Origin of the sequence: Bradyrhizobium liaoningense (assembly GCF_018130955.1) — a bacterium.
Taxonomy (GTDB): domain Bacteria; phylum Pseudomonadota; class Alphaproteobacteria; order Rhizobiales; family Xanthobacteraceae; genus Bradyrhizobium; species Bradyrhizobium liaoningense_C.
The window spans coordinates 25,708-47,237 of the sequence record NZ_JAFCJM010000044.1 but is presented as its reverse complement, the minus strand read 5'-3'; the positions used below and the strand labels follow the sequence as shown (position 1 = coordinate 47,237).

At 62.5% G+C, this 21,530-nt stretch carries 16 protein-coding genes and 1 pseudogene; 11 read left to right on the top strand and 6 right to left on the bottom strand.

The features are described 5' to 3' along the window. Positions 1 to 58: 58 nt before the first annotated feature. A pseudogene (locus JQ632_RS28145) lies at positions 59 to 1,603 on the bottom strand (ComEC/Rec2 family competence protein); the annotation flags it as partial. A 418-nt stretch (positions 1,604 to 2,021) separates the two neighbouring features. Here JQ632_RS28145 and JQ632_RS28140 point away from each other — a divergent pair. Continuing rightward, complete coding sequence (locus JQ632_RS28140; RefSeq protein ID WP_212405897.1) at positions 2,022 to 3,350, top strand: MFS transporter; 1,329 nt, start codon at positions 2,022 to 2,024, stop codon at positions 3,348 to 3,350. A 63-nt stretch (positions 3,351 to 3,413) separates the two neighbouring features. Here the strand turns inward: JQ632_RS28140 and JQ632_RS28135 are convergent, their stop codons facing one another. Beyond that, complete coding sequence (locus tag JQ632_RS28135) at positions 3,414 to 3,776, bottom strand: SPW repeat protein (protein WP_212405908.1); 363 nt, start codon at positions 3,774 to 3,776, stop codon at positions 3,414 to 3,416. A 246-nt stretch (positions 3,777 to 4,022) separates the two neighbouring features. Here JQ632_RS28135 and JQ632_RS28130 point away from each other — a divergent pair, with 246 nt between their 5' ends. From JQ632_RS28130 to JQ632_RS28095, 8 genes are all read left to right on the top strand, one after another. After that, positions 4,023 to 4,205: a hypothetical protein gene (locus JQ632_RS28130; protein ID WP_026311880.1), complete on the top strand. Its 183-nt coding sequence runs from the start codon at positions 4,023 to 4,025 to the stop codon at positions 4,203 to 4,205. Between the two features lie 157 nt (positions 4,206 to 4,362). Next, entirely contained in the window at positions 4,363 to 5,793 is a 1,431-nt protein-coding gene (glnA, locus tag JQ632_RS28125) for a type I glutamate--ammonia ligase (protein WP_212405896.1), read from the top strand. Positions 5,794 to 5,925: 132 nt separating this feature from the next. Then, positions 5,926 to 6,393 carry a (2Fe-2S)-binding protein gene (locus JQ632_RS28120; protein ID WP_212405895.1) on the top strand — a complete coding sequence of 156 codons (468 nt, stop codon included), beginning with the start codon at positions 5,926 to 5,928 and terminating at the stop codon, positions 6,391 to 6,393. A 15-nt stretch (positions 6,394 to 6,408) separates the two neighbouring features. Next, positions 6,409 to 8,634 carry a molybdopterin cofactor-binding domain-containing protein gene (locus JQ632_RS28115; protein WP_212405894.1) on the top strand — a complete coding sequence of 742 codons (2,226 nt, stop codon included), beginning with the start codon at positions 6,409 to 6,411 and terminating at the stop codon, positions 8,632 to 8,634. A 56-nt stretch (positions 8,635 to 8,690) separates the two neighbouring features. Further along, a complete protein-coding gene (locus JQ632_RS28110; protein ID WP_312015671.1) occupies positions 8,691 to 9,440 on the top strand; it encodes a DUF3365 domain-containing protein in 750 nt (249 codons plus the stop codon). 29 nt (positions 9,441 to 9,469) lie between these two features. Beyond that, a complete protein-coding gene (locus JQ632_RS28105) occupies positions 9,470 to 12,196 on the top strand; it encodes a response regulator (RefSeq protein ID WP_212405892.1) in 2,727 nt (908 codons plus the stop codon). Continuing rightward, positions 12,189 to 12,560 (top strand): response regulator, encoded by a 372-nt coding sequence (locus JQ632_RS28100; protein WP_212405891.1) that lies wholly within the window; start codon positions 12,189 to 12,191, stop codon positions 12,558 to 12,560. Before JQ632_RS28105 ends, JQ632_RS28100 begins: the two co-directional genes overlap by 8 nt. Next, a complete protein-coding gene (locus JQ632_RS28095) occupies positions 12,557 to 13,618 on the top strand; it encodes an adenylate/guanylate cyclase domain-containing protein (protein ID WP_212405890.1) in 1,062 nt (353 codons plus the stop codon). Before JQ632_RS28100 ends, JQ632_RS28095 begins: the two co-directional genes overlap by 4 nt. Before the next feature lies 1 nt (position 13,619). Here the strand turns inward: JQ632_RS28095 and JQ632_RS28090 are convergent, their stop codons facing one another. Both JQ632_RS28090 and JQ632_RS28085 read right to left on the bottom strand, forming a co-directional pair. Further along, positions 13,620 to 14,015, bottom strand: coding sequence for an SgcJ/EcaC family oxidoreductase (locus JQ632_RS28090; RefSeq protein ID WP_212405889.1), 396 nt, complete (start codon positions 14,013 to 14,015; stop codon positions 13,620 to 13,622). Between the two features lie 8 nt (positions 14,016 to 14,023). Next, positions 14,024 to 15,703 (bottom strand): glutamine--tRNA ligase/YqeY domain fusion protein, encoded by a 1,680-nt coding sequence (locus tag JQ632_RS28085; RefSeq protein ID WP_212405888.1) that lies wholly within the window; start codon positions 15,701 to 15,703, stop codon positions 14,024 to 14,026. A 154-nt stretch (positions 15,704 to 15,857) separates the two neighbouring features. Between JQ632_RS28085 and gltX the strand changes: the two genes are divergently transcribed. Together gltX and gltA are read left to right on the top strand one after the other, a co-directional pair. Continuing rightward, positions 15,858 to 17,282: a glutamate--tRNA ligase gene (gene gltX / locus JQ632_RS28080; protein ID WP_212405887.1), complete on the top strand. Its 1,425-nt coding sequence runs from the start codon at positions 15,858 to 15,860 to the stop codon at positions 17,280 to 17,282. 145 nt (positions 17,283 to 17,427) lie between these two features. Next, positions 17,428 to 18,732, top strand: coding sequence for a citrate synthase (gltA, locus tag JQ632_RS28075; RefSeq protein ID WP_212405886.1), 1,305 nt, complete (start codon positions 17,428 to 17,430; stop codon positions 18,730 to 18,732). Positions 18,733 to 18,825: 93 nt separating this feature from the next. Here gltA and JQ632_RS28070 read toward each other — a convergent pair whose 3' ends face one another. Beyond that, on the bottom strand, positions 18,826 to 19,707 hold the full coding sequence (locus JQ632_RS28070; RefSeq protein WP_249152580.1) for a tripartite tricarboxylate transporter substrate binding protein: 882 nt from the start codon (positions 19,705 to 19,707) through the stop codon (positions 18,826 to 18,828). A gap of 136 nt (positions 19,708 to 19,843) precedes the next feature. Further along, the gene (locus tag JQ632_RS28065) at positions 19,844 to 21,496 is read right to left on the bottom strand and encodes an FAD-dependent oxidoreductase (RefSeq protein ID WP_212405884.1); all 1,653 of its coding nucleotides are present in this window, start codon (positions 21,494 to 21,496) and stop codon (positions 19,844 to 19,846) included. Between the last annotated feature and the right edge of the window lie 34 nt (positions 21,497 to 21,530).

Here is a 21,530-nt window from a genome sequence, read left to right as displayed (position 1 = left end):
AATCTCGGCGTCGGCATTCCCTATCCGAACGGCACCGGCCGGACCTTTGTGCTGACCTACCGATCCCCATCAGCCACCAGAACACGCTATCGAGCCCGAACGGCGCAGCAAGGAGCCCGAGCAATCCGGCCGGCATCACCAGCGCCGATACCACCGGCATCGCCGCGAGATTGGCGAGCACGCCGAACGGCGTCACGCGATGGAAATGGAAGGCGGCGTACGGCGTGGTCGCGAGCCCCGCGATCAGCGAGGCCAGCAGCAGCATCACGATCTCGCGGCCGCCCCACAGCGCGATGCGCGCGGTCGCCGAATGATCGGGCGAGGCGAACAGGTTCGGCATGCCGACCTGCACCAGCGCGACGAGGCCGAGCGTTGCCGCAAACGACATCTGGAAGCTCGGATGCACCAGCGCTTCCGGCGCGATCGCCAGCACGATCAGCGCAGCGACGGCCAGCGTGCGGAAGGTGATGGCGCGACGGTCGACCATGACAGCAATGAGAACGACCGCCGTCATGAGGAACGAGCGTTGCGTCGCGACCTCCGCGCCCGACAGCAGCAGATAGAAGGCGGCCGCGACGAGGGCTGCGGCAGCCGACCATTTCTTGATCGGAAATCCCGCCGCAAATCCCGGGATCAGCGCCAGCAGCGCCCGTACCGCGAAGAACACGACACCGGCAACGACCGCCATGTGATAGCCCGAGATCGACAGCACGTGCCCGAGGCCGGAGATGAACATGGCGTCGTTGACGGGCGTCGAGATCGCATCGCGCCGCCCGGTCAGGAGCGCGGTGGCAATGGCACGGTTGTCGCCTTCGAGCACGTTGCGGATGCGCGCATCGATGGTGTCGCGCAGCCCCTGCATGAGGGCGGCATAGCGCAGGCGCAGGCCGCCGCCATCGGGCGGCGCCGTGGTCGCGATCGTCCCCATCACGAAGCCGGAGGCGCCGATCCCCTGGAAGAACATGTCGCGGCTGAAATCATAGCTGCCGGGCCGCGAGGGCGACGGCGGCGGCATCAGCCTTGCTTTCAACTGCACGAAGCTGCCGACCTCCGGCGCGGTCCCTTTCCGCACCGACAGCCTGACGCGCTCGAGCCTGACATCGCCGCGCGGCGCCTGCATCTCGACGACGCGCAGCACGAAGCGATCAGTACGCTCGCGAATGTCGCGGGTCTCGACGAAGCCTGTGAGCTGAACGGAGTAAAGCGGCTTCGCCAGAACAACGTGCGCAATGCGCGCGGTCTTCCAGGTCGCGATGGCAAAGCCGGCGGCGACCGCTGCGATCATCACGACCGGTGCAAACAGCCTGTGCCGGCGGAGCAGCCCGGCCGCAACGGCGAGCGCAATCGCCGTGACGGCGACAACCCACAACACCGGCTCATGGTCGGCGGCAAAGTACAGCGCAATGCCGCCGCCGAACGCGACAGGCACCCACGGCAACAGCCGCCCGGCGCCGGCTTCGGCCTTGGCCCAGCCGCGTACCGTTTCGACCAGCGAGGACCATGCGCCAGAGCCTACCGGAGCGAAGCTGCCGGCCCGCGCCCCCGTCGGCCATGTGCCCGCGATCCCCTGCGGCGTGCGCTGTGGCCGGGACGGCTCCGCCATGTCGGTTGACACCTTACGATACGCTGACGCGCCGCAAGGCTACCGGAAGGTGCTGGGGGCGGGATAGCGGAACAGATGTAGAATGCGGGAGAAAGACGATCCTGCCTGTCGTGAAGCGATCGCTCGGACGGCCTGCCCAGCCCCAACGAGGTCGATTGAGCCGAAAGTCTCATAAGGTGCCAACGCCCGGTGGGACTAAACTATCTCCCCCGCCTCCCCGACAGATGGGAGGTAGTGGTAGCTCGCGGGTCGAAAGCCGCTGGAGCTCTCCTCAGGTGGTCCAGAAATCTCCTGAGGTCAGGCGTTGCCGACGCAAACTTTCTAACAGCGCCCGTAACGCCGCGCATTGCGCGTACTCCGCGGCAAGATCGACCGCTGAAACAATGCGAGGAGACGTCTTGAACCATAGGAGTTGCACATGCCCATGGAAGTCCCGCGCGACTTTCGCCGCGTCATCATCGCTGCATCGGTTGGAAACGTCATCGAATGGTACGATTTCTATATCTTTGGCAGCCTGGCCGCCGTTCTGTCCGTCAAGTTCTTCGAACAATCCCACCCGGTTGCGGCCCTGCTCAGCACGATTGCACTGTTCACGGCGGGGTTTCTGATCCGACCGCTGGGGGCGTTCCTGTTCGGGTGGATGGGGGACCGGGTTGGCCGCAAATACACCTTTCTCATCACGCTCAGCGGAATGGGATTGGGCACGGGCGCGATCGGATTGATCCCGACCTACCAGTCGATCGGGCTCACGGCCGCGTTCCTGCTCTTCGGCTTGCGCATGATCCAGGGTTTGTGCCTCGGCGGCGAATATGGTGGCGCCATCACCTACGTTGCCGAACATGTGCCGGACGATCGACGCGGCTACTACACCGGCTGGCTGCAGACCTCGCCTACACTCGGGATCGTGGTGTCGCTGGCCGTCATCGTCCTCACGCGGACATACGCCGGCAATCAGGCCTTCGACGAATGGGCGTGGCGCGTTCCGTTCCTGCTGTCCTTCCTACTGGTGGCCGTCGCGATCTACATTCGGCTTCAGCTCCAGGAGACGCCGATCTTCCAGGAGATCAGAGCCCGTGGCCAGATGACGGCGAATCCGTGGAAGGAGGCCTTCCTCAGCTCGAACGTCAAATATATCGGCATCGCCATTGTGGTCCTGATCGGACAGGGCGTGGTCTGGTACAGTGGTCAGTTCTGGGCGCTGTACTTCCTGCAGCAGGTCTCCAAGGTCGATCCACTGACCTCAGCCTACATCGTGGGCGCGGCACTTCTCATAGCAACGCCGAGCCTGATCTTCTTCGGCTGGCTGTCTGATCAGATCGGCCGCAAGCCGGTAATCCTCGGCGGCATGCTGCTCGCCGCGATCACTTATTATCCGCTGTATCTGTGGCTGGGAACGGTCACGCAGCCCGGAAACATCAACTATCCGACCGCGATCTTCATCATCTTCATCCTCGTTTGCTACGTCGGGATGGTGTACGGGCCGGTCGGCGCTTTCCTGGCGGAATTCTTTCCCGGCAGGATCAGGTACACGTCGGTCTCCGTGCCGTATCACATCGGCAATGGCTGGGGTGGCGGGTTGGTACCGTTCATCACCTCGGCGGCTTTCGCCGCGACCGGCAGCATCGGCTACGCGCTGATTTACCCGATCGTGGTCCCCGCGGTGTGCTTCGTGCTTGCCGTCTTCCTGATGCCGGAGACTCGCAAGATCAGCATCTGGCAACCGATCGAGCCCAGAGCCGCAATGTGACATAGCCACCCCTCCTCCGACCGCCAACCGATGGCGGTCGGAGAGGAATAGCTGGCTGTCATTTCAGCCGGCCCGGTGAGGCCAGTGATCGTGCCACCAGGCACTGAAGTCGTGATCGATCATCAGTTCCCAGACAGCGAACAAGATCACCAATAGGCCCGACACTACGCTGCTGACCGTAGCCGATGCGGACTCATAGCCGACGGACCAAGGCGCCAGCACCAGAGCCAGGCCCAGCAGCATTTCGCCCCATTCTTCCAGGTAGGACGGGATGACAAAGGCTTCTATGGCAAACAGCATGACGCCGAGCCCGAGCGCGATGGTGAACCAGAGGGCCGCCTCGGATGAACCCAGGACGAAGGACGACAGGACCAGCCATACGCCCACCAACAGGCTGGCAGCATCCTGCCAATGTTGGATGCGCATGATGCTCACCTCCCTTCTCATATTCATTTGGGGGCACAGCATGAAAAAAACATCCGTCCTGCCTGCGTTGTGTTGCCGCGACTGCCGGTCCGGGAGCCGGCGTCCTTCCCCGACCGCCCGTGCCCCGGAAAGGGCCCTTGCGAGTGCGGCGCACCAGGATGCAGACTGTCGCCGCTTGACAGGTGTCAATGTCGACCGTTCTCGGCGCCGCCCGGTTCGCGCCCCGAGCAAGAGGGAGATGACGCCATGCGGGAAATGGAAATCCACGACTATGCGCGGCAGTTGCTGGAAGCACATGGCCCCAAGGCCATTGCGGAAGCCGCTCAGAACGCCATCGATCTCGAGCAGAAGGGCGAGCTCGAGCTGGCAAAAACCTGGCGGCATATCGAAGACGCCATGAAGATGATGCGCGGGCCACACCAAAGCTGAAGCTGCCGGCATGCGTGAAATTGCCTGACCGCGGGCACCGCGCCATGCCGCGAGGCTGGCGCGGCGGCAACTGAACATGGACCACAGTCCGTCGCAAGCCGCTCGGTTGCGGCCGAACGGCTACGCGATCTCGGGACGCTGATCTGGGAGCGAAGCCATGGTTGCGAAATGTGCGACAGCCGAAGATCTCGTGAAGGCAATCAAGGACGAGAAGGTCCAGATGATCGATTTGCGGTTCACCGACCTGCCAGGGGTGTGGCAGCACTTTTCCGTCCCGCCGAGCGCGGTGAACGTCGATGCGCTCGAGGAGGGTATCGGATTCGACGGCTCATCAATCCGCGGCTTCCAGGAGATTCAGGAGAGCGACATGCTGGTCGTCGCCGATCCGACGACAGCCTTCGTCGACCCCTATAGTCCGGCAAAGACGCTGGTCCTCATCTGCAACATCCGCGACCCCGTGACCGGCCAATCCTATAGCCGGGATGCCCGCTACATCGCCCAGAAGGCTGAAACCTGTCTCAAGGGCACTGGGCACGCTGACACGAGTTACTTCGGCCCGGAGGCGGAGTTCTTCGTCTTCGACGACGTCCGCTACGGTCAGGGCATCAATTATGCCATGCACGAGATCGATTCCAGCGAAGGCAGCTGGAACACCGGCGCGGAGGAAGCGCCGAATCTGGGGCACAAGCCGCGCCCGAAGGAGGGATACTTTCCCGTTCCCCCGACCGACAGCATGCAGGCGCTACGCACCGAAATGGTGCTGACGATGGAGTCTCTGGGGATCCAGATCGAAGCCCATCACCATGAGGTCGCAACCGGTGGCCAGAATGAAATCGACATGCGCTTCACTACGCTGACCCGCATGGCCGACAATTTGATGATCTACAAATACGTGGTCAAGAACACCGCGCATCAGCACGGCAAGACCGCGACTTTCATGCCGAAACCGCTGTTCGAGGACAACGCTTCGGGAATGCACGTTCACCAGTCGCTGTGGAAGGGCGAGACCAACCTGTTCTACGACAAGGGCGACTACGCCGGGTTGAGCCAGCTCGGCCGCTACTATATTGGCGGACTATTGAGCCACGCCTGGGCCTTGTGCGGGCTTTGCGCCCCGACGACGAACTCCTATCGGCGTCTGGTGCCGGGCTATGAGGCCCCCATCAACTTGGTCTACTCCCAGCGCAATCGCTCGGCCTGCTGCCGGATTCCAATGTACTCGCCGAATCCACGCGCAAAGCGCGTCGAGTTTCGTTCCCCCGATCCGTCCTGCAATCCATATCTCGCCTTTGCCGCGATGCTGATGGCCGGTCTTGATGGGATCGACAAACGGATCGACCCGGGCAGCCCGATCGACAAGAACCTGTACGACCTCCCGCCTGCCGAGGCGAAGGAGGTGAAGTCGACGCCGGGATCGCTGGACCAGGCGCTTGACGCGCTCGAGCGCGATCATGCATTCCTGCTACGCGGCGATGTCTTCACCGCCGACGTGATCGAAACCTGGCTCGACTATAAGCGCAAGAAGGAGATCGATCCGATCCGGCTGCGCCCTCATCCCTACGAGTTTCATCTGTATTACGACATCTAGGAGATGCTGTTCCGCCGAGACGTCGCGAAGCAATGCAACGCTGAACGTGACATCCTCAGGACATTCAAAAGGGCCGCCAAAGGCGGTATAAGTCACCGGCAATAGCCAAGAACGATTGTGGGAGGTCCCCTCATGCCCACGTCGGTTTTGCTCGATATAAACGGCCGCGCGGTCACAATTGAAGTCGATGACCCGGGCATGCCGCTTCTCTATGCGCTGCGAGATCATCTTGAGCTGAAGGGGCCGCGCTTCGGCTGCGGCCTGGGCCAGTGCGGCACCTGTGCTGTCCTATTGAATGGCGAGCCGGTGCTTTCGTGCGAAACGCCCCTCACCAAGGTCGCAAACAAGAAGGTCGTGACGCTCGAGGGACTGGGCAGCCCGGAGCATCCCTCGCCTGTACAACAAGCCTTTATCGACGAACAGGCGGCACAGTGCGGCTACTGTCTTAACGGCATGATCATACAGGCGACCGCGCTGCTTGCGACAACGAAGAACCCGACCGTTCCGCAGATTAAGAAGGCGCTTGCCGACAATCTCTGCCGTTGTGGCACGCATCTTCGGATTATTCGGGCGGTTCAGCGTGCGGCGCGGAATGCCTGAACGATGGAGGGCAAAATGCTGGATTTTGTCTCCACCCGGCGCGACGTATTGAAAGTCGGTGGTGCGCTCGTCGTTACCTTCACGCTCGCGAAAAAGGCTTGTTCTGCCGTGGCGCAGAGCAGCGCCCAGAAAAAAACCGTCGCATCCGACGAGGTCGACGGATTTTTGTCCATCAATGCCGACGGACAGGTCGCCCTTTATTCCGGCAAGGTAGACCTCGGGACCGGATTGCGTACTGCGCTGACCCAGATCGTGGCCGAAGAGCTAGACGTGCCCATCGACCGAGTAAGGCTCATCCAGGGTGATACCGCGCTGACGCCGGACCAGGGGCCGACCTGGGGAAGCTTCTCGATCGAGATCGGCGGGACGCGGATCCGACAGGCTGCGGCTACGGCTCGCAAAGCGCTCGCCGAAATCGCCGCGGACCGCCTGGGCGTGCCGACGACGGAGCTCCGCATCGAGAGCGGCAGGGTCACGGGTCGCGGCAGAAGCGCGTCATATGCCGAGCTTGTCGGCAGCGGCACATTCTCGCTGAAGATCGACGACAATGCGCCCACGAAAAACCCGTCGACGTACGCGGTGGTGGGCAAGCCCGTGGCGCGTCTCGATATTCCGGAAAAGGCGACCGGACGCTTCAGCTACATGCATGATTTCCATGTCGCCGGAATGCTGCACGGCCGCGTGGTTCGCCCATTGGCAATTGGCGCCCGCCTCGAGAGTGTGGACGAATCCTCCGTGAACGGCGTTCCGGGCCTCCTAAAAGTTGTGCGCGAAGGCGATTTCCTTGGCGTCGTCGCTACAACTGAATGGGGAGCCATCCAGGCTGCACGCAAGCTGAAGGCGACCTGGTCGAATTGGCAAGGACTGCCGGAGCGGGCGCGCCTCTGGGAGCACGTTCGAGCGACCAAGATCAATAGCGATCTGGTTACCTCCAATGTCGGTGACAGCGCCAAGGTGCTGAGCGATGCGCCGAAGCGCATTTCGGCAACGTACGATTTTGCCGCCCAGACGCATGGCTCTATCGGCCCGTCCTGCGCGGTGGTCGAGATCAACGACGGGAGGCTCACGAGCTGGAGCGCATCTCAGGCGACGCACAGGCTGCGACGACAGCTCGCCGCGATGATGGATATGCCACTCGACGATATCCACTGTCTCTATATCGAGGGTTCGGGCTGTTACGGCCGCAACGGGCACGAAGACGCGGCCGGCGACGCCGCGCTCCTGTCGCGCGCAGTTGGAGGAAGACCTGTGCGCGTCCAGTGGATGCGGGCTGACGAGCACGGGTGGGCTCCAAAAGGCCCGCCGGTCCTGGTCGACCTCCGCGCCGGCGTCGACGGCGAAGGCAGGGTCATCGCCTGGGAGTCAGAGTTCTTCGTTCCTGAGGGTGGTCTCGGGCCAGTGCCACTCATCGCTGCCACGCTCGCCGGCTTATCCACCGGACCGATACCGGAGCCGTACCGCTTCAACTTCCCCAATCTCATGGCCTTCAACGCGGCGATCCCCTACACTTTCCCAAATATCACGACAGCAGCGCATCTCCTTGCCGAGACGCCTTTCCGCTGGTCCTGGATCCGGTCGCCGGGTCGCCTGCAAAATACTTTCGCGAACGAATGCTTCGTCGACGAGCTTGCTGCCTTTCTCGGTGCCGATCCGCTCGATTTTCGTCTTGGCCATCTCGACGATCCGCGCGGTGCAGAGCTTCTGTTGCGTCTGGCCGCTCTCGCGAAATGGGAGAAACGCCCCACCCCTCGGACCGGCGTCAAGGGCGATGTCGTGACCGGAAGGGGCATCAGCTACGTCAAATATAGGCTGAGCCGCACCTATGTCGGCGCCGTCGCCGAGGTAGAGGTCGACCGGCGAACCGGCGAGATCAACGTGCAGCGGTTCTTCGTCGTGCACGACTGCGGGCAGATCATTAACCCCGACGGCGTGACAAATCAGATCGAGGGAAACATCATACAGACCGTCAGTCGCACGCTGAAAGAAGAAGTCCTCTTTGATCGCTCCGCGGTGACGAGCCTGCATTGGGCAACATATCCAATCCTCACCTTCCCCGAGGTACCGGACGTCGTCATCGAACTCATTGACCGCCCGAACGAGCCGCCTTGGGGTGCTGGCGAACCCGCAGCCACGATCGTTCCATCAGCGATCTCGAACGCAGTGTTTGACGCCATCGGCGTTCGGTTGCGCTCGGTACCGTTTACCCCAGCGAAGGTGATGGCTGCGATCGAGGGGCACTGACCTGTAGTCGTTCAGAACTGTGAGATAAAGGGATGGTCCTGTCGAGGCATTCGTTGGTGAAAGCGACGATAGCCCTCATGCTCGTGGGCACGATCCCTGCGTCGGTGATTTGCGCGGCCCCGGTAAGAGAGGATCTGAGCGAAGATCTGTCAATTGGCAATAGCCTGGCCGATATGCTGGTCGCTGGCGAAACTGTCATCTCCCGCGAGCAGGACCGGATCAACGATCCAAAGCTCGGCGACAAGGGTCTTGGTGGCGGTGCGCTGATCGAACAGGCTCGCGAAATCTATCGCGCAACAAACGGCATCGATCCGGCAACAGTCGACCCCTCCTCCCGACACGGCCGACTGCTGCGCGCTCAAATGGACGCGATCATCGAGGTCATGGACGCAAATCAGGCAACGATTAACGCGACCGGGACCGGGTTCAAGGGATTCATCCCGGCAGTGTTCGCGCGCCTGGTGAACGAAGCCTTTGCCCGCAGAGCCAAGGGGGAGGCTGAAATCAAGGCCACGGGGCCACTCGAACGCATCCGCAACCGAAAGGCACGTCCGGACGCGTGGGAGACCGATGTCATCAAATCAAAGCTGCTCGCGCCGAACTGGCCGCGCGATCAGGCCTATTCAGCTGCTGTCGAAACGCACGGGCGTCCGGCGTTCCGAGTCATGGTGCCCCAATACTACGATCAAACCTGCCTGGCTTGCCACGGTTCACCAAAAGGCGAAGTCGACATAACAGGCTACCCGAAGGAAGGCGCGCAACTGAATGAGCTGGGCGGCGTCATTAGCATCATTCTCTACCGATAGCCCAGCACCACGATGCGAGGCTCGCGACGATGGCGCGATTGAATATCCGAACCCGGGTCATTCTTCTGTCGAGCGCGCTGCTGCTCGTTATCCTGGGGACCAATATCTATCTAACGCGCAAGCTGGCGGACAACTCGGCGGTTGTAGCCGAAGTCGCCGATTTGATCGATGTCATCGAATCGGCGAATGGCGCGCGCATCGCATTCGGAGAGTTGCGCTATTGGCTGACCGACCTCGCCGTTAGCATGCTGACGCTTTCGGAGAGAAACGCAGCGGAAGCTCGGCGCCGAATGGATCATCTTCTCGATCAAGTCGCAGCGAGGAAGCCCGATCGCATCGCTCCAGTTCGTGCGGAGCTCGCGCAGTTCGAGAAATTCGCTGCTGATGCTGTTGAGGAGTATACGGCTGATCGCCGGGTGATGGGAAACTCTCTCCTGGCTCAGGCCCGACGACATAGTGCCGTCGTAGACGAACTTCTGAGATCGATCGTCACTGAATTGACCAATGAGGCGGCGGCCGCCCGCGATCGCGCTGTTGCGGCTGTCGCCACTGCGACTCGGATCACGCAAGGGACCGTAGCAGTGGTCGTGGTGTTGGGAGCGCTTCTGACCTTCCTCTTGTTGCGCTCGATCACGCTTCCGCTCCGGCGGCTTGTGGTGGCGATTGACGGCCTCAACGCCGGGAACGTGGCGGTCCCGATTCCGGCAGCGGGCCAGGACGAGATCGGCGCGATGGCACGGACATTGGCGATGTTCCGCGACACCCTGACGGAGCGGGATCGGCTGACAGCCGAACGTGAGCACGAGCGCAAGACGCTCGCGGCCGCAATCGCAACCATCTCCGATGGCTTCGTCCTCTATGATGCCGATGACCGCATCGTGGTGTGCAACGAACGCGTACGCGAGATCTACCCTCACCGGGCAGACCTCTTCCGGCCGGGGACAAGCTTTCGCGAGATCCTCGAGGCAGCAGTTACGCGTTCTGTTGCCGATTTGAATGGACGCACCCCGGAGGAGTGGATTGAGGAACGCCTAAGGCAGCATTCCGCACCGTATAGTGTCGCCGAGATTTCGTACCGGAATGATCTCTGGGTGCGAGTTACCCAGCGTAAGACGCATGATGGGGGCACGGTCTTCGTCTACACCGACATCACCGAGCTGAAGCGGCGCCAGATTGAGCTCGAGCACGCGCGGGAGGAGGCAGAGGCGGCAAACCGAACAAAGAGCCAGTTCCTGGCAAATATGAGCCACGAACTTCGAACGCCACTCAACGCCATCATTGGTATTGCCGAGATGCTCTACGAGGAAACACAGGACGGGAACGATAACGCTCTTGCCGAGCCCGTCGGTCGCATCGTACGGGCCGGCAAGCATCTTCTCATGTTGATCAACGATATTCTCGACCTGTCCAAGATCGAGGCCGGCAAGCTCGATCTGTACCCGGAAGAGCTCGATATCGCCGCCCTCGTTGGCGAGCTGACGAAAACCACCCAGTCGATCGCCGACAAGAATCGCAACCTACTCATCGTCGAATGTCCTGCGGATATTGGCGTGATACGGGCGGACTCGACCCGGGTGCGCCAAGTGCTTCTGAATCTGCTTGGTAATGCGTGCAAATTCACGGAGAACGGCGAGATACGCCTAACAGCCGCGCGCGAGATGGACGGATCAACCGGATGGGCGGTCTTTGTTGTGGCCGACACCGGCATCGGGATGACGGCGGAACAACTTGGGCATCTCTTCCAGGAGTTCTCTCAGGCCGATAGCTCGACGACCCGCAAGTATGGCGGCTCGGGGCTTGGTCTGGCGATCAGCCAACGCTTGTGTCGAGCCATGGGCGGAGAAATCACCGTTGCGAGCAAGCCCGGCCGCGGGGCCGTCTTCACCGTTCGCTTGCCCGATCAAGCCGTCCATGCGGCAACACAACGCGGCGAGATTCTGCCTGTCGCGCAGGGCGGCCCGCCGATGCGGATGACGGCCGGTTTCCCGCGGGTACTCGTCATCGACGACGATCTCGATGCCCTGGATGTCATGCGTCGCTTCCTCAGCAAAGAGGGTTTTGACGTCCTGACCGCACGGGGAGGACGGGAGGGGCTCAGGCTCGCGCGCGAACTTCGCCCCTCGCTGATCACTCTGGATGTGTTGATGCCGGAGCTCGACGGCTGGTACGTGCTCAGAGAACTCAAATCGATGCCCGAATTGGCCGACATTCCCGTGATCATGCTGACCATCGTCGATGAGCGTCGCAAGGGCTATGCGCTGGGCGCCAGCGAGTATATCACCAAGCCGATCGATTGGACCCGGCTCCGGACAGTCCTGCATCATTTGAGCGGAAGTCCCTCAAGTAGAGATATTCTTCTCGTCGAGGATGACCAACGAACGCGGCAACTTTTGGCGTCAAGACTTGCCGCTGAGGGATGGTGGATCGTCGAAGCCGAAAATGGTCGAGAAGGACTCAAGCGACTTGCTCAACGCAGGCCGAGTCTCGTTCTGCTCGATCTGATGATGCCCGAGATGGACGGGTTCGAGTTCCTCGAGGAGCTCCGCAGCAACGCGGCATTCGAGAATATCCCCGTCGTCGTGATGACTGCAACCGACCTAAGCGAAGCGGACCGCAAACGGCTGAATAGCGGAATTATTGAGTTCGTATCCAAGGCGGGGTGCACCCGCGACGAGTTGCTGACGAGAATCCGCGACTTCCTCATGCGCAATCTTCCCATCGATGGACCGCAGCGGCGAGCCGAGAGCCATGGTTAGGATCCTCTACATTGAAGACAATGAAGACAACATCTACATGGTGTCCCGCCGATTGCATCGAAAGGGCTACGAGGTCCTCGTTGCACGTGACGGCACGGAGGGTCTGGCGCAAGCCAAGGCCCAAGTCCCGGACCTTATTCTGATGGATCTCGGGCTACCGGTCCTCGACGGCTGGGAGGTTACGCGGCAGCTGCGTCAGGCGCCGGAGACCGCGGCCATCCCCATTGTCGCGCTTTCCGCCCACGCCATGCCGGAGGATCGCGAGCGAGCCCTCGCGGCCGGGTGCAACGATTTCATTGCGAAACCGACCGACTTTCCGCACCTGCTTGATCGGATCAAGGCCCTTCTGAGGGCGAAGACATGAACGACCCTTTGCCGACGATTCTGATCGTCGATGATAACGAGGATAATCGTTATCTGCTCGTGCGCCGATTGCGACACCTGGGCTACGGGGCGGTCCTGACTGCCGAGGATGGGGTCGAGGCCATGTCAATGCTTTCCGAGCAGCCCGTGGATCTCGTGCTCCTCGACGTCATGATGCCAAGAATGAATGGTCATGAAGTGCTGGAGCAGATCAAGGCGCGGCCTGCGCTACGGGAAATGCGCGTGATCATGATTTCCGCCGTGGACGACGTAGATAGCGTGGTCCGCGGTATCGAACTTGGCGCCGACGACTATCTTCTGAAGCCGTTCAACCCCGTCATTCTCGGAGCGCGGGTCGGCGCGTGCCTGGAGAAGAAGCGCCTGCGAGACCGCGAGGCCTACTACCTCGAAGAAATCCAACGCGAGAGACGCCGCGCTGATCAATTGCTGCAAGCCATCCTGCCGCCAAGTGCCTTGGCCGAGCTGAAAGCGACGAACGAGGTCAAGCCCCGTCGCGTGGAAGGCGTGACGGTCCTGTTCGGCGATATCGTGGGATTCACGCAATACTGCGACGGTCATCCTGCTGAGCAGGTCGTGTCTGAACTTCGCAGTCTCGTTGATTCATTTGAAGACATCGTCGATGCGCATGCGATGGAGAAGATCAAAACCATTGGGGACGCATTCTTAGCCACCGCCGGACTGCTCAGGCCAATGCAGGACGGTGTGCTCGCCGCTGTCCACTGTGCAAGGGCGATGATCGAAACCTCGCAGAGGCTCAAGCCCGGCTGGAAGATCCGCGTCGGGATTCACAACGGTCCGGTCATCGCCGGCATCATGGGGCGACGTCAGTATCTGTTCGATCTGTGGGGCGATACTGTCAACACCGCCGCCCGTATCACCGCGCATGCCGAAGGAGGATCGATCCTTATGAGTGCCGCGGCCTGGGCCCCGGTCCGGCACTGTTGCACGGGACGAAGCTGCGGACTGGTGGAACTGAAAGGAAAGGGAGCACTCGAGCTATTCGAGTGTCATGGCCTACCGGCGGCGCCCTTGAGCTAGGTCAGCCTTGCTCGATCAGCGGCGTCCGTGACGACACGTGATGACTCGCGATCTTCCAGCCCCCGTCCTCACGCACGATCACCCAGGTGATCTTGACCGACAGCGGAGCGGCCTCCTCGCCAAGGTCGAACGAGGCAATCGCGGCCATGTTGATCGTATCAGGCGCGACCTGCGCCGCAGCCACCTCGGAGAAGCTGACGCTTCGCGAGCGCCAACGCGGCAGGCCGTTGAAATAGGCCGCTACTCCGTCCCTGCCCCGATATAGCGTTGGGTTGGAACCGAAAAAGAAGGCGCTCTTCGAATAGAGCGAAGCGAGAGCACCGGCATCGAGCTTCCCGAAGCCGGCGGACCACTTCGTCATAAGGGCAGCAACGACGACGTCGGCTTCAGCCTGCATGCGCTCCCTCACCCCTTGGCGACTTCCTTCGCAAACGTATCGCGCAGACCGATCGTACGCGAAAACACCGGCTTGCCGGGCGTCGAGTCCTTGTCGCGGACGAAATAGCCCTGCCGCTCGAACTGCATCGGCTCGGTTGCATTGCTTTCCGCAACCGACGGCTCGATCCGCGCATCGCTCAAGATCTCCAGCGACTGCGGATTGAGATCGGCGGCGAAGTTGGACGCGTCCGGGTTCGGGTTGGCAAAGAGCTGGTTGTAGATGCGGATCTCGGCCGGCACCGACGTTGCCGCCGGCAGCCAGTGCATGGTCGCCTTGACCTTGCGGCCGTCGGGCGCGTTGCCGCCCCTGGTCGCGGGATCGTAGGTACAGCGCAACTCGACCACCTCGCCGGCGTCATTCTTGATCACGCCGGTGCACTTGACGAAATAGGCGTAGCGCAGCCGCACCTCGTTGCCCGGCGACAGGCGGAAGAACTTTTTCGGCGGGTTCTCCATGAAGTCGTCGCGCTCGATATAGAGCTCGCGGCCGAACGCGATCTTGCGCGTGCCGGCGGAGGGATCATCGGGGTGGTTGATCGCCTCGAGTTCCTCGACCTGCCCTTCCGGATAGTTCTCGATCACGACCTTCAGCGGCCGCAGCACCGCCATGCGCCGCTGCGACGTGCGGTTCAGCTCCTCGCGGATGCAGAATTCGAGCATGCCGACGTCGACGACGCTGTTGGCTTTCGCAACGCCGATGCGCTTGACGAATTCGCGCAACGCCGCCGGCGGCACGCCGCGGCGGCGCAGTCCCGCCATGGTCGGCATGCGCGGATCGTCCCAGCCCGCGACATGGCCGTCGCGCACGAGCTGGGTCAGCACGCGCTTCGACAGCACGGTGTAGGTCAGGTTCAGCCGCGCGAATTCGTACTGGTGCGGCTCCGACGGCACCGGCAGCTTTTCGATGAACCAGTCGTAGAGCGGACGGTGATCCTCGAACTCCAGCGTGCAGATCGAATGCGTGATGCCTTCGATCGCGTCCGACTGACCATGCGCATAGTCGTAGCTCGGATAGATGCACCATTTGTCGCCGGTGCGGGGATGATGCGCATGCAGGATGCGGTACAGCACGGGGTCGCGCAGATTGATGTTGCCCGCGGCCATGTCGATCTTGGCGCGCAGCACACGCGCGCCGTTCGGGAATTCGCCGGCCTTCATTCGGCGGAACAGGTCGAGATTCTCCTCCACCGAGCGTTCCCGGAACGGCGAGTGCTTGCCGGGCTCGGTCAGCGTGCCCCGGGCGAAACGGATCTCCTCCTGGGTCTGGTCGTCGACATAGGCGAGCCCGTCGCGGATCAGCTTTTCGGCCCAGTCGTACAGGCGCTCGAAATAGTCCGAGGCAAAGAACAGGTTCTTGCCCCAGTCGAAGCCGAGCCAGCGCACGTCGGCCTGGATGGAATCGATGTATTCCTGCTCCTCCTTGACCGGGTTGGTGTCGTCGAAGCGCAGATGGCAGCGGCCCGGAAACTCCTGGGCGATGCCGAAATTCAGGGCAATCGACTTGGCATGGCCGATATGCAGGTAGCCGTTCGGCTCCGGAGGGAACCGGGTCACGATCTCCTTGTATTTGCCTGCGTCGAGATCGGCCTGGATGATGTCGCGAATGAAATCGCGCCCCACCTCTGTCGCCACCGGTTCTGTGCTCATCCGAAAATCCTGTAGGGAAATCAGCGGTCCTTCTGCCAAATTCGGAAGGCCCAGCCAAGGGGCTGACAGGGCTCAGGACGTCCGCCGCAAGGCTTTAGTTATGCTCCGTTCCTGCTATACACCACCGCTTCCCGAAGCATAGGCCTAACCCAGAATGACCGATTCCGTCGTCACGCGCTTTGCCCCCTCGCCGACCGGCTTCCTCCATATCGGGGGCGCCCGTACGGCGCTGTTCAACTGGCTCTATGCGAAGAAGCACGGCGGCAAGATGCTGCTCCGGATCGAGGACACCGACAGGGAGCGCTCCACCAAGGAGGCGATCGACGCCATTCTCGACGGCCTGAAATGGCTGGAGCTCGGCTGGGACGGTGACGTGATCTACCAGTTCAGCCGCGCCGCCCGGCACCGCGAGGTCGCCGAGCAGCTTTTGGCCGAGGGCAAGGCCTATCGCTGCTACGCCACGCCCGAGGAGCTCACCGCGATGCGCGAGAAGGCGCGCAGCGAGGGCCGTACCCGGCTCTATGACGGCATGTGGCGCGACCGCGACCCCGCAACCGCGCCGGCCGGCATGAAGCCGACGATCCGGCTCCGCGCGCCGCAGACCGGCGAGACCGTGATCGAGGACCAGGTGCAGGGCCGCGTGGTCTGGCAGAACGAGAACCTCGACGACCTCGTCCTTTTGCGCGGCGACGGCACGCCGACCTACATGCTGGCTGTGGTCGTCGACGATCACGACATGGCCGTCACCCACGTCATCCGCGGCGACGATCATTTGATCAACGCGGCACGCCAGAAGCAGATCTACGACGCCATGGGCTGGGCGCTGCCGAGCATGTCACACATCCCGCTGATCCACGGTCCGGACGGCTCAAAGCTTTCCAAGCGGCACGGCGCGCTCGGAGTCGATGCCTACCGCGCCATGGGCTATCTGCCGGCGGCGCTGCGCAACTACCTCGTCCGGCTCGGCTGGAGCCATGGCGACCAGGAGATTTTTTCGACCGAGGAGATGATCGCGGCTTTCGACCTCTCCGGCATCGGCCGGGCGGCGGCGCGCTTCGATTTCGCCAAGCTTGAAAGCCTCAACGGCCACTACATCCGCAACGCCGACGATGCGTCGCTGGTGAAGATGTTCGAGGACGTGCTGGACCACGTGCCCGGCCGCGCCGAGCTCAAGGCAAAACTCAACGACACCACGCGCGCGCAACTGCTCAAGGCGATGCCGAGCCTGAAGGAGCGCGCCAAGACGCTGATCGAGCTGATCGATGGCGCCTATTTCATCTTCGCCGACCGCCCGCTGGAGCTCGATCCCAAGGCGGCGGCACTGCTGACGGACGACAACCGCAAGCTGATCGGACGACTGCATTCCGCGCTGGAGAATGTCGAGGCCTGGAGCGCCGCCAGCGCGGAGGCCGCGCTGCGAAGCTACGCCGAGGAAAATAGTCTCAAGCTCGGCGCGGTTGCGCAACCATTGCGGGCGGCGCTGACCGGGCGGAGCACGTCACCCGGCATTTTCGAGGTTTTGGACGTCCTGGGACGGGCGGAAAGCCTGGGACGGCTTCAGGATCAGTCTACGACGTAAGTAGAGCCCGGCGTGCGGCCATCTTGCAGCGCACACAGCAATAATATACCCATCTCACCCGTACCTTCTGGAATTTCCGGCCTGCCCCACCATGTCACTGGGGTCTCCGGGTCCGGCCCGTTTCACCACACATCGGGGACCTACGATGGACGCCAAACCAAGCACAAAAACCGCTACGCTGACGGTCGGAAACAAGAACTACGATCTCCCGATCCTGAGCGGCAGCATCGGCCCCGACGTCGTCGACATCGGCAAGCTGTACGGCCAGTCCGGCCTGTTTACCTACGATCCCGGCTTCACCTCGACCGCGAGCTGCCAGTCCAAGATCACCTATATCGACGGTGACGCGGGCGTGCTGGAATACCGCGGCTACCCGATCGAGCAGCTCGCCGAGCACGGCGACTTCCTCGAGACCTGCTATCTCCTGCTCTACGGGGATCTCCCGACCGCGGCCCAGAAGAAGGATTTCGACTACCGCGTGACCCATCACACGATGGTGCACGAGCAGATGGCCCGCTTCTTCCAGGGCTTCCGCCGCGACGCCCACCCGATGGCGATCATGGTCGCGGCCGTCGGCGCGCTCGCCGCGTTCTATCACGACTCCACCGACATCAACGATCCGAAGCAGCGCATGATCGCCTCCATGCGCATGATCGCCAAGATCCCGACGCTGGCCGCGATGGCCTTCAAATACACCGTCGGCCAGCCCTTCGTGTATCCGAAGAACTCGCTGAAGTTTGCCGAGAACTTCCTCAACATGTGCTTCGCAGTGCCCTGCGAGGACTACAAGATCAACCCGGTTCTTGCTGAAGCGCTGGAGAAGATCTTCATCCTGCATGCTGACCACGAGCAGAATGCCTCGACCTCGACGGTGCGCATCGCCGGCTCCTCCGGCGCCAATCCGTTCGCCTGCATCGCGGCCGGCATTGCCTGCCTCTGGGGCCCGGCCCATGGCGGCGCCAACGAAGCCGCGCTCGCCATGCTCGCCGACATCGGCACGGTGGACAAGATTCCGGACTTCATCGCCAAGGTGAAGGACAAGAACAGCGAAGTCCGCCTCATGGGCTTCGGTCATCGCGTCTACAAGAACTACGATCCGCGCGCCAAGATCATGCAGAAGATGTGTCACGCCGTGCTCAAGGAGACCGGTCATGGCGACGATCCGATGCTCAAGGTCGCGCTCGAGCTCGAGAAGATCGCGCTCAGCGATCAGTACTTCATCGACCGCAAGCTCTACCCGAACGTCGATTTCTATTCGGGCATCACGCTGAAGGCGATGGGCTTCCCGGTCTCGATGTTCACCGTGCTGTTCGCGGTCGCCCGCACCGTCGGCTGGATCAGCCAATGGAGCGAGATGATCGAGGATCCGCACCAGAAGATCGGCCGTCCGCGCCAGCTTTACACCGGCGTCGCCAAGCGCGACTACGTGCCGATCGGCAATCGGAAGTAAGCTCCGGTCTCGACACCCATCAAGCGGCGCCATCGAAAGATGGCGCCGCTTTTGTTTGTGGCTAGTCTAGCCACGGCACCGCACATGGCCGGACTAGTTCGGCTTGATGCCGGCCTCACTGACGAGCTTGCCCCATTTTGCGCTTTCGCTCTGAATGAAGCGCGCAAACTGCTCCGGAGAGGTCGGTGCCGGCTCGGCGCCGAGGGTCCGAATCTTCTCGATGACCGACGGATCGCCCAGCGCCTTCACGAAAGCCGCGTTCAAACGCGCCACGATCTCCCCCGGCGTGCCCGCCGGCGCAACCAGGCCAAACCAGCCGACGGACTCGAATCCCCCGATCCCGCTCTCGGCAAGGGTCGGCACGTCCGGCAACGTTGGAAGACGCCGCGCGGAAGAAACACCAATCGCGTTGAGCTTGCCCTCGAGAATGAGTTGCTTCGACGCGGGGATATCAAGCACCGCGAAAGGGACATGCCCGGCCAGCACATCCACCGCCGCCGGCGCCGTTCCGCGGTATGGAACCAGCTCCATGGCGACACCGGCCTTCTGCGTGAACAGGGCGGCGGTCAAATGCATCGCGGTCGAATTGCCGCCATGACCGATGGACAGCGCGCCCGGCTTTGCCCTGGCAAGCGCAATCGTCTCCGCAACCGAATGTGCGGGCACATTCCCGGACGCGACCAGCACAAAGGGGATTTCAGCAAGCAGCGTGATCGGAGCCAGGTCTTTCGGATCAAACGGCATCGTTTGATTGAAGTGCGGGGTCACGGTCAGCGCGCCTGCCGGTGCAACGCCGAGCGTATAGCCGTCGGGCCTCGCCTGCGCGACCGCGGCCATGCCGATATTGCCCCCTGCTCCGGCCCTGTTCTCGATCACGAAGCCCTGCTTGAGCTCTGCGGCAACCACGGGCTCGAGGGCGCGCATGACGATGTCCGCGCTGCCGCCCGGCGGAAAGGTGACGATGACCTTGATCAACTGCTCCGGATAGGCCGCCTTGCAGACCCGCAGCGGCAAGAGGGCGAGCGCAGCGACGGCCAGCACGCCGATCATTCCGACATGACGCATGTATTTCCCTCCTCAGCGCTGTTCTTTTGTTTTGGGCTGTCGCGGCCTACGCTGCCACGCCGCCGGCAGCGCCAGTGAGACGCGCAATCAAGATATCCGGATTCTCGGGCGCGCTCTGTCCGCGCCAGGCGATGTGCTGGTCCGGTCGCACGAGCACGAGCTTGTCGGGATACGAACCGTTCGTCTCCTCCGGTGCGACGTCGACCAGTGCGAGCGGCATGCCGCGCCCTTCCGCGGCCGTCAGCAGCCGCGCGACATCAATCGTTCGGTCGAGCCGCAACAGCGTGTAGCCTGACCCGAGTGCATCATAGAGCGATCGTCCGTCCCCCAGAAACAGATGCGGCGCACGCGCGCCGGGCACCGTGGACGGTGTGAAACTGCCCATCGTATAGGGCGGCGGTGTTTCACCGTCGTAAGCCACAATCGGTGAGGCATCATAGTAATAGCCGAAGTTCAAGCCGGCGCAGCAATATTGCTGCACGTTGAGATCATAGGCCGCCTTGGCAAGCGCCGCGCGCGCGGCATGCCCGCGCGGCGTGTCGTCCTCGATTTCTGCCGAGACGCCGCCGCGCTGTGCCATCATGGCCAGTGCATGGTCCATGGCAAAGCGCGACACCTGTTCGGTGATCGGCTGGCGCTCAGCTTCATAGGCATCGAGAATGGCGGCAGGCGCCCACCCGTTCAGATGCGCGGCCAGTTGCCAGCTCAGATCGACCGCGTCGGCGATCCCCGCATTCATGCCGTAGCCCGCATAAGGCATCCACAAATGCGCGGCATCGCCGCAAATGAAGACTCTCCGGTCGCGGAATCGATCGGCGACCAGCCGGCGTCCGACCCAGTCCTCCTTGCTGAGGATACGGTATTCGAAGCGCTCATCCACGCCGAGGATGGCGCGGATGGCCCAATCCCGATCGACCGAATCGAACTCCGGCTCGTCGGGCCTGAGATGGTTGTGCACCAGCCACCGGTCATGGCCGTCGATCGCCACGGTCGTTCCCGAGCGGCGCGGATTGAGCGAGAGCACCATCCAGGCGGGCTTGTGCGGCGCCATCAGTTCCTTGAGCTGCGGGGCCTCGATGTAGGTTGACTGCACGCGCTGGATGACCGGCGTGCCCGACAGGCTCGCGCCGATCGACCTGCGAACAAGGGAGCGGCTGCCGTCGCAGCCGATCACGAAGTCGGCTTCAATGCGGAGCGAGCTGCCGTCATCCAGATTGCGGGCCGAGGCAATCACCTCTCGGTCCCCTTGTTCGATCGCCAGAATCTCCGTGCGTGCCAAAATGCTGATCCGGGGCTGCGCGGCAGCATGGCTGAACAGGATCGGCTCGAGATAGATCTGGTTGATGCGATGCGGCGGCTCGGGCGTCGGCCACCACGTATCAGGCCCGCCGGTTGCGGTGTAGCGGGTCGAGCGGCCGGGGATGTCGATGCGGCACAGCTCGATGCCCGTGGCCGTGGTGCGATATGCGCAGTCGTTCGGGAAGTCCGCCGGCAACCCCGCCTCGCGCAGCTTTGCGGCCACGCCGAGCCTGCGGAAGATCTCCATCGATCGCGCCGAAACGTGATTGCACTTGACGCTGGGCGGATCGCCCGCCTGCCGGATCTCGGCGACGATGACATTGATCCCGCGCGACGCAAGATCCATCGCCGCAGTGAGTCCCACCGGCCCAGCGCCTACGACCAGAACCTGCGTCTTCATGCTTGTTTTCCATCCCTTTGCATTGCCGCTACCT

Coding starts and splice junctions, on each gene's coding strand:
- JQ632_RS28140 (WP_212405897.1), top strand. CDS start 2,022: ATGCCCATGGAAGTCCCGCGCGACTTTCGCCGCGTCATCATCGCTGCA.
- JQ632_RS28135 (WP_212405908.1), bottom strand. CDS start 3,776: ATGCGCATCCAACATTGGCAGGATGCTGCCAGCCTGTTGGTGGGCGTA.
- JQ632_RS28130 (WP_026311880.1), top strand. CDS start 4,023: ATGCGGGAAATGGAAATCCACGACTATGCGCGGCAGTTGCTGGAAGCA.
- glnA (WP_212405896.1), top strand. CDS start 4,363: ATGGTTGCGAAATGTGCGACAGCCGAAGATCTCGTGAAGGCAATCAAG.
- JQ632_RS28120 (WP_212405895.1), top strand. CDS start 5,926: ATGCCCACGTCGGTTTTGCTCGATATAAACGGCCGCGCGGTCACAATT.
- JQ632_RS28115 (WP_212405894.1), top strand. CDS start 6,409: ATGCTGGATTTTGTCTCCACCCGGCGCGACGTATTGAAAGTCGGTGGT.
- JQ632_RS28105 (WP_212405892.1), top strand. CDS start 9,470: ATGGCGCGATTGAATATCCGAACCCGGGTCATTCTTCTGTCGAGCGCG.
- JQ632_RS28100 (WP_212405891.1), top strand. CDS start 12,189: ATGGTTAGGATCCTCTACATTGAAGACAATGAAGACAACATCTACATG.
- JQ632_RS28095 (WP_212405890.1), top strand. CDS start 12,557: ATGAACGACCCTTTGCCGACGATTCTGATCGTCGATGATAACGAGGAT.
- JQ632_RS28090 (WP_212405889.1), bottom strand. CDS start 14,015: ATGCAGGCTGAAGCCGACGTCGTCGTTGCTGCCCTTATGACGAAGTGG.
- JQ632_RS28085 (WP_212405888.1), bottom strand. CDS start 15,703: ATGAGCACAGAACCGGTGGCGACAGAGGTGGGGCGCGATTTCATTCGC.
- gltX (WP_212405887.1), top strand. CDS start 15,858: ATGACCGATTCCGTCGTCACGCGCTTTGCCCCCTCGCCGACCGGCTTC.
- gltA (WP_212405886.1), top strand. CDS start 17,428: ATGGACGCCAAACCAAGCACAAAAACCGCTACGCTGACGGTCGGAAAC.
- JQ632_RS28065 (WP_212405884.1), bottom strand. CDS start 21,496: ATGAAGACGCAGGTTCTGGTCGTAGGCGCTGGGCCGGTGGGACTCACT.